Here is a 6,758-nt window from a genome sequence, read left to right as displayed (position 1 = left end):
TACCTGGTCTCGGGGGCGTCTGGCATACCGGGACCGTCGTTTCTTGCGACGACTTGGAAGGTATCTGGCTAATTCTTCGGATTGTCCCTCAGCGCTGTAAACATGGGCGTAGATCGTCTCATGGCTGACGCGAATGGCATGTCCTTCGAATGTAAGCCGACCGGCAATCTGCTCGGGCGACCAGCCTTCTTTCAACTGAGTGATAACAGCCTTCCGAAGCTTAGGGAGACGGATCAATTTCCGCCGCCGCGCACGTCGAGCTTCTGCCTTCCGCTGTGCAATCACACAATAGTAGCCACTGAGATTTGGCATTTCGCCATCAATGTAAAAATTCCGCTTTATGTCGCGATAGACTGTTGAGCGGTGTCTCCCAAGCTCAGCGGCTATTTTGTTGATCGAGAATTTTGCTCTGAGCATGTCCTCGATGATGCGTCTTTCACGCAAATCCAGCTCTGTATGTGCCATGTCTGTTCTCCTTGCTTTTTCAGCAAGATACCGGAAGTGTCGCAACCCAGTTTAGAATGTGCCTGCTAGCGTTGTCCTTAGTCTATAATATTGTTTATGCGGAATTCTTTGCCAATCGCATGGCGATTGTCATGCCGCTCGATATTATGTCGATCGGACTGGCGCTGCTTGGGATGGCGGCGCTGCTGGTCGTCGCGACCTTGATGATGGGTAAAGCCTTTGGGTTGATCGTTGTGGTCTTCCTGCTTTATGTCGCGACTGGACATCTGCTGCCCGGAGCTTTCGGGCATCGCGGCTTCAACCTCTCATGGGTGGTGGATCATCTCTATTACACCAAGGAGGGGGTATTCGGCATCCCGCTTGGGGTTTCGGCTACCTATATCTATCTGTTCGTCTTTTTTGGCGCGATGCTGGATCGCTGCGGCGGGGGAAAGTTCCTGATCGATCTTGCGCTGGCTCTAACAGGGCGATTGCGCGGCGGTCCGGCGAAGGCGTCGATTGTCGGATCTGCCATGATGGGGACGATTTCGGGATCTGCTGTCGCCAACGTCGTCACCACGGGCGCAATCACCATTCCTTTGATGAAACGTAACGGCTATCGACCGCATTTTGCGGGTGCCGTGGAGGCTGCGGCTTCGTCCGGCGGTCAGCTTATGCCCCCTGTGATGGGGGCGACAGCCTTTGTGATCGCCGAATTTGTGGGGCGCCCCTATCAGGAAATTGCGCTTTCGGCGGTGATACCTTCATTTCTTTTCTATCTTGGCATCTTTTTTGCGGTTCATTTCGAAGCCGTGCGTCGCGGGATCGTCGGAGGCATTTCGGGGCCCAAGATCGACGCGACCCTGATGAAAGGATCCCTGTATTTCCTGCCGATCATCGTCGTGGCCGTGGGCGTTTTCACCTATTCTCCGATGCGCGCCGGGGTCATGGGGGTCGGGGCAGTTGCTGTCGTCGCGGTCATCTATGCGCTGTTGCAGGCCGAGATAATGCGCCTTCCGGTACGGTTCATGGAGGGTGCGGCTGGGGCCGCGCGGGCCATGGGGCCTGTTGCGGTGGCCTGTGCCTCATCGGGCATGATTGTCGGCGTGCTGAGCCTAACGGGGCTTGGGCTGGCGCTCAGCAACGCAATCCTGAGCCTTGCCGGCCATTCCCTGATAGCGGCGCTGGTCATGACGATGCTGTCATCTTTGGTGCTGGGGATGGGGTTGCCGACGGTCGCAGCCTATCTGGTGCAGGCGGGTGTCACCATTCCGGCGCTGATCACCTTGGGTGTCGAGCCAATCGGAGCCCATCTGTTCGTGTTCTATTTTGCGATCCTCGGAAACGTGACGCCACCGGTGGCGGTTGCCGCCTATGCAGCGGCGGGTGTGGCGGGATCCGATCCGGCGAAGACTGGCTGGACCGCGCTCGCCATTTCCATGCCCGCCTTTGTTGTGCCGTATATGTTCGTGCTGAACCCGCTTTTGCTGATGCAGGGGGAATGGTTTTCCGTGGTTGTCGCCCTTGCCTCGGCCACGGTCGGGGTTGTGACGCTGGCGGCTGTCATCGTGGGATGCACATGGGCGCGTATCGGAATTATCGCCCGGGTGATGCTGGCCTGGGGTGCGTTGATGATGCTGTATCCGGGGCTTGCCTCGGACGCGGTCGGACTGGTCGTGATCCTGTTCAGTTTGTGGGTCAGTCGTTTTGGCGGCGGCGCGCCAGCCAGGAAAATCAAAACAGCAAATGAAGAAGGAACATGATGAAATCCGCATTCATCACCGGGGCTGGTCTGACAGCCTTTGGCCGACACGAAGGCTATGACACCCTTGATCTGATGACCTTGGCGGCCCGCGATGCGCTGGATGATGCGGGGCTGGAGAAGGGGCATATTGACGGGGTGGTTACGGGCTATTCGACATCCATGCCGCATTTGATGCTGGCCACCTTGTTTTGTGAGCATTTCGGCCTGAACCCCAGCTATGCCAATGCGTTGCAACTGGGCGGGGCGACGGGGGCAGCATTGGTGATGCAGGCTAAGCTTCTGGTGCAGACGGGACAATGCGACAGGGTGCTTGTGGTGGCCGGAGAAAACCGTCTGACCAATGAGGGCGGGCGCGATCAGGCGATCCAGACGCTGGCGCAGGTCGGTCACGCGCATCAGGAAGTGCCATTTGGTGCGATGATCCCTGGCTACTACGCCCTTCTGGCGGGGCAGTATCTGGTGCGCACCGGGGCAAGTGAGACGGATCTGGCGCAGATCGCCGTCTATATGCGCCGTCAGGCCCAAGCGACCGAGGGCGCACATTTGACCGCCGCCTTGACGCTGGAGGAAGCGATGGCCTCGCGTCCGATTGCGACGCCGTTGCGTATGGCGGATTGTTGCCCCATCTCGGATGGCGCGGCGGCTTTCGTGGTGACGGCGGCACCATCCGAGCATGGCGCGGTGCGCATCGCAGGGGCTGGGCAGGCTCACAAGCATCAGCACATCTCGACCGCGACCGACTGGACGAATTTCGGCGCCGCGGATGCCGCCGACAGGGCCTTTGCAGAGGCTGGTATCGGGCGCAGGCAGGTCGATATGCTGGGCATCTATGACAGCTTTACGGTGACGCTGGCGATGCTGCTGGAGGAAACCGGCTTTGCGCCACGGGGCAGGGCAGGGCAGCAGGTGGCTTCGGGGTTTCATAACGGGCCCGATCAGCCGCTGAACACGCACGGCGGTTTGCTCAGTTATGGCCATCCCGGAGTTGCGGGGGGCATGGCCCATCTGGTGGAGGTGACGCGGCAGATGCAGCGGCGCGCGGGCGTTCGCCAGACCAAGGGTCCGGCCAACGCGGCCTATGTGCATGCCGATGGTGGCGTGCTTTCGGCCCATGTAGGGCTTGTACTGGCAGCGGATCGGGGCTGAGCATGAAGGATATTTTTGACCAACTGGCCGCAACCTATGCCAAGGGCTTCATCAGGTACCAGCGTTGCGCCGCCTGCGGGCACCGGCAGACATTTGCACGCCCTTTTTGCGTGGCCTGCCATACGCTGGGGCCGGAATGGCGCGATGCTGATCTTGGCACTGTCGTGGCCTGCACGGTCATGCACCGCGCGCCAACGGCGGAATGGAAGGCGCGCTTGCCCTATGCCATCGCCTTGGTTGACCTTTCGGACGGACCGCGCGTCATGGCCTTGGCCGATCCCGCGTTGACGACGGGAGACCGCGTCGCGTTGAAGCCGGGCGGTGTCCATAATCTTGCTTACTTTGAACCTATGGTGACCAAATGAGCCTTTCATCGCTGTTGAACCCGTCATGTGTCGCGATATTTGGGGCCTCACAGAACCCCGAGAAGATCGGCGGGCGTCCAATCCGTTTCATGAAGGAATTGGGCTTTGCCGGGGGAATTTACCCCATCAATCCGCAGCGGAGTGAGGTGCAGGGGTTGACCTGCTATCCGGATCTGGAAGCGTTGCCGGAGGTGCCCGAAACGGCCATTATCGCTGTTCCCAAGGACCGTGTGCTTGAAACCATCGCGGCTTGCGCCGAGCGTGGAGTCAAGGCTTGCGTGGTCATGGCCAGCGGATTTGGCGAGTCAGGTGAAGCGGGCAGAGCAGCCGAGGCAGAGATGCTGGCGATTGCGGCCAGGACCGGCATGCGGATTGTCGGGCCGAACAGTCAGGGCCTGGCGAACTTTCATAACGGGGCGGTATTAAACTTCTCGACGATGTTCGTCGAAGAGCCCCCGCAGGCGGGGCCTGTCGCCTGCATTAGCCAGAGCGGGGCGATGAGTGTCGTCCCCTATGGAATGCTGCGTCAGCGAGGAATCGGGGTGGGGCATTGCCATGCGACAGGCAATGATGCGGATGTCACCGTGAGCGAACTGGCGGCCGAGGTGGTGCTTGATCCGACGGTCAAGCTTTGCATTCTCTATATCGAGTCGTTGCGCGATCCTGAAAACCTTGCGCTGGCCGCAGAACGCGCCCGTGCGCGCGGCGTGCCTATCATCGCGCTGAAATCGGGTCGGTCCGAGGATGGGCAGCGGGCTGCCGCGTCGCATACGGGCGCCATTGCCACTGAAGACCGTGTGATCGATGCGTTTCTGGAACGCCACGGCATCTGGCGGGCCGAGGGAACCGAAGCGATGGTCCATGCGGCCGAGATCTATCTGCAGGGTTGGAAGCCCAACGGCAAGCGTGTTGCGATTGTGTCCAACAGCGGCGCAACCTGTGTGCTTGCAGCAGACGCGATCGCGCGTTTTGGAATGACGTTGGCACAGTTTTCACCCGAAACCGAAGAGAGCATCCGCCAAGCCCTTCCGGATTTTGCGGCAAGCCGGAATCCGGTCGATATCACAGCGGCGTTGCTGAGCGACAGCGGGCTTTTCGGCACAGTGCTGCCGCGCGCAGGCGAGGATGCGGGGGTCGATATCGTGATGATTGGTATTCCGGTCAGCGGCAAAGGATACGATTTCGAACGCTTCGCGCAGGACACGGCGGATTTCATCCGTGATTATGGCAAGCCAGTGGTGCTTGCTGCGCCGCAGATAAAAGTGCGCGCCGCTTTTGCGCGCCACGGCATCCCTACCTTTGAAACCGAAGACAGTGCCTTACGGGCGGTCGCGCAGTTTACCGACCATCTGGCGCTGATGGAACGGGCAGGAGGCGGTGCAGTGAAGGCGACGCCGTTACGCGGGGTTGGAGCAACGTTGGATGAAGATGCCTCGATGGCGATGGTCGGAGCCAAGGGGATCGTCGTGCCGCAGCGGAAAATCTGCGCGACCGTGTCAGAGGCAAAGGCGTTTTTGGCGCACTGTCCGCAAGGAATTGTTCTTAAGGCGAATTCTGCAGAAATCTCACATAAATCTGAACATGGTTTGGTGCGGGTAGGGCTGAAGCAGCCCGATGATGTTGCCCGCCATTTTGCCGAGATCGTGGCCAAGCTGACAGAAATGGCTGTGCCGTTCGAGGGGGTTCTGGCGGCAGAGATGTTGGATCAGGGGTGCGAACTTGTGATTGGTGGCCATATCGACCCGGTCTTTGGTCCTGTCGTGATCGTCGGGGAAGGCGGCATCGCTGTTGAAGCGATGCCGGACAATCAGTTGATCTTCACGCCGTTCAGCCTGCCGGAGGTCGAGGCAGCCTTGGCCAAGTTGCGGATCGCACCATTGTTCCAGGGTGTGCGGGGTGCCGCGCCCTTGAATGTGCAGGCGGTTTATCAGGCGATGCTGGGGGTAGCTGATCTGTTGGAGAATGACGGCGTGCTGTCGGTGGATATCAACCCGCTGATCACTACTTACCAAGGAGCGGTCGCGGCTGATGCTTTGCTGGTTGTAGCGAGGTGACAAGTGTTGGCGCGGTATTGTCACGTTAACTCGCCGAGTTTGCAAGTTGGCATTCCGGACGTTGATCAAGGGGCATTTGCCGCGGATTTCCACGCCTCGAATGCTTCGAGCCAATGGTAGCGGATGGTGAGAGCGGAACGACGGCGGGCTGGTACGGAGAATGAATTACGGGTTGCGGACTGCATAGAGACGAAACGTTGCAATCCCCCCGGTGATCGGAAGCCCTGCATTACTCGCTCTCGTTTTCGGAAAGGCAAATGGCTGTTCTCTGCGCGGTTATTCAGATGGGGTGGTTGCCGTCCTCCCCAAACGGCATCGCAATGTGCCAAGGTCGTGGTGTTCAAAGCCACAAGAAGGAAAGGACGGCTAATGATAGATACAATGATCGGAGTGGACCTGGCGAAGAATGTTTTCCATCTTCATGGGGCCAGCATGACCGGGCAGTTGAAATTTCGCAAGAAGCTGTCCCGGCCACAGTTTCGCGCGTTTCTTTCTACGCAACCGCCTGCCGTGATCGTCATGGAGGCCTGCGGCAGTGCCAGCTACTGGGCGCGAGTGTTGTCCGGGATGGGTCACGAGGTGAAACTGATCGCACCGCAGTATGTGAAACCATTTGTGAAACGCCAGAAGAATGATGCTGCGGATGCTGAAGCTATCGTCATCGCCGCGCAGCGGCCGGAGATGAGGTTTGTTCCGCCCAAGACCAAGAAACAACAGGCCCGTGCGATCCTGTTCCGGAACCGGGAGCGTTTGGTGAACCAGCGCACCGAGCTGGTAAACAGTCTACGATCAATCCTCTACGAGTTCGGGCACACTATCCCGCAGGGCATCGGGAATGTGAGCCGCGGGTATGAGATCCTTGAGGACCCAAATTGCGATCTTCCGGACCTAGTCCGCCAGGAATGTCGAGACCTTTTGGAACTGATCGAAGAGACCACGGTACGGATCGCGGCCAAGTTAAAGCGGATCAAAGCGTTGTCCACG

At 59.2% G+C, this 6,758-nt stretch carries 6 protein-coding genes and 1 pseudogene; 5 read left to right on the top strand and 2 right to left on the bottom strand.

Annotated elements, in window-relative coordinates:
* The coding region (locus tag A3722_RS23665; RefSeq protein WP_150120568.1) for a helix-turn-helix domain-containing protein at window positions 1-465 on the bottom strand (465 nt) is incomplete at its 3' end.
* Window positions 466-521: 56 nt separating this feature from the next.
* Here A3722_RS23665 and A3722_RS20270 point away from each other — a divergent pair.
* Genes A3722_RS20270 through A3722_RS20255 form a run of 4 tightly spaced genes read left to right on the top strand, consistent with a single transcriptional unit; the run spans window position 522 to window position 5,774 of the window.
* Window positions 522-2,207, top strand: a complete 1,686-nt coding sequence (locus A3722_RS20270; protein WP_067624234.1) for a TRAP transporter permease — start codon at window positions 522-524, stop codon at window positions 2,205-2,207.
* Window positions 2,204-3,355 carry a thiolase family protein gene (locus tag A3722_RS20265; protein WP_067624235.1) on the top strand — a complete coding sequence of 384 codons (1,152 nt, stop codon included), beginning with the start codon at window positions 2,204-2,206 and terminating at the stop codon, window positions 3,353-3,355. Before A3722_RS20270 ends, A3722_RS20265 begins: the two co-directional genes overlap by 4 nt.
* 2 nt (window positions 3,356-3,357) lie before the next feature.
* Window positions 3,358-3,720 carry a Zn-ribbon domain-containing OB-fold protein gene (locus A3722_RS20260; RefSeq protein WP_067624238.1) on the top strand — a complete coding sequence of 121 codons (363 nt, stop codon included), beginning with the start codon at window positions 3,358-3,360 and terminating at the stop codon, window positions 3,718-3,720.
* Window positions 3,717-5,774 (top strand): acetate--CoA ligase family protein, encoded by a 2,058-nt coding sequence (locus A3722_RS20255; RefSeq protein ID WP_067624239.1) that lies wholly within the window; start codon window positions 3,717-3,719, stop codon window positions 5,772-5,774. The genes A3722_RS20260 and A3722_RS20255 overlap by 4 nt, the downstream gene beginning before the upstream one ends.
* Window positions 5,775-5,839: 65 nt before the next feature.
* Here the strand turns inward: A3722_RS20255 and A3722_RS24975 are convergent.
* A pseudogene (locus A3722_RS24975) lies at window positions 5,840-6,058 on the bottom strand (IS6 family transposase); the annotation flags it as partial.
* Window positions 6,059-6,143: 85 nt separating this feature from the next.
* Here A3722_RS24975 and A3722_RS20250 point away from each other — a divergent pair.
* Window positions 6,144-6,758 (top strand): IS110 family transposase (locus tag A3722_RS20250; protein ID WP_201722085.1); only part of this gene is annotated, 615 nt, incomplete at its 3' end.

This window comes from Sulfitobacter sp. HI0027, from assembly GCF_001634775.1.
Taxonomy (GTDB): domain Bacteria; phylum Pseudomonadota; class Alphaproteobacteria; order Rhodobacterales; family Rhodobacteraceae; genus Sulfitobacter.
The sequence above is the reverse complement of the archived record's forward strand: the minus strand, read 5'-3'. Positions and strand labels throughout refer to the sequence as shown.

Excerpts from the sequence above, each read along its gene's own strand:
- A3722_RS20255 (WP_067624239.1), top strand. The coding sequence starts at position 3,717 with ATGAGCCTTTCATCGCTGTTGAACCCGTCATGTGTCGCGATATTTGGG.
- A3722_RS20270 (WP_067624234.1), top strand. The coding sequence starts at position 522 with ATGTGCCTGCTAGCGTTGTCCTTAGTCTATAATATTGTTTATGCGGAA.
- A3722_RS20260 (WP_067624238.1), top strand. The coding sequence starts at position 3,358 with ATGAAGGATATTTTTGACCAACTGGCCGCAACCTATGCCAAGGGCTTC.
- A3722_RS20265 (WP_067624235.1), top strand. The coding sequence starts at position 2,204 with ATGATGAAATCCGCATTCATCACCGGGGCTGGTCTGACAGCCTTTGGC.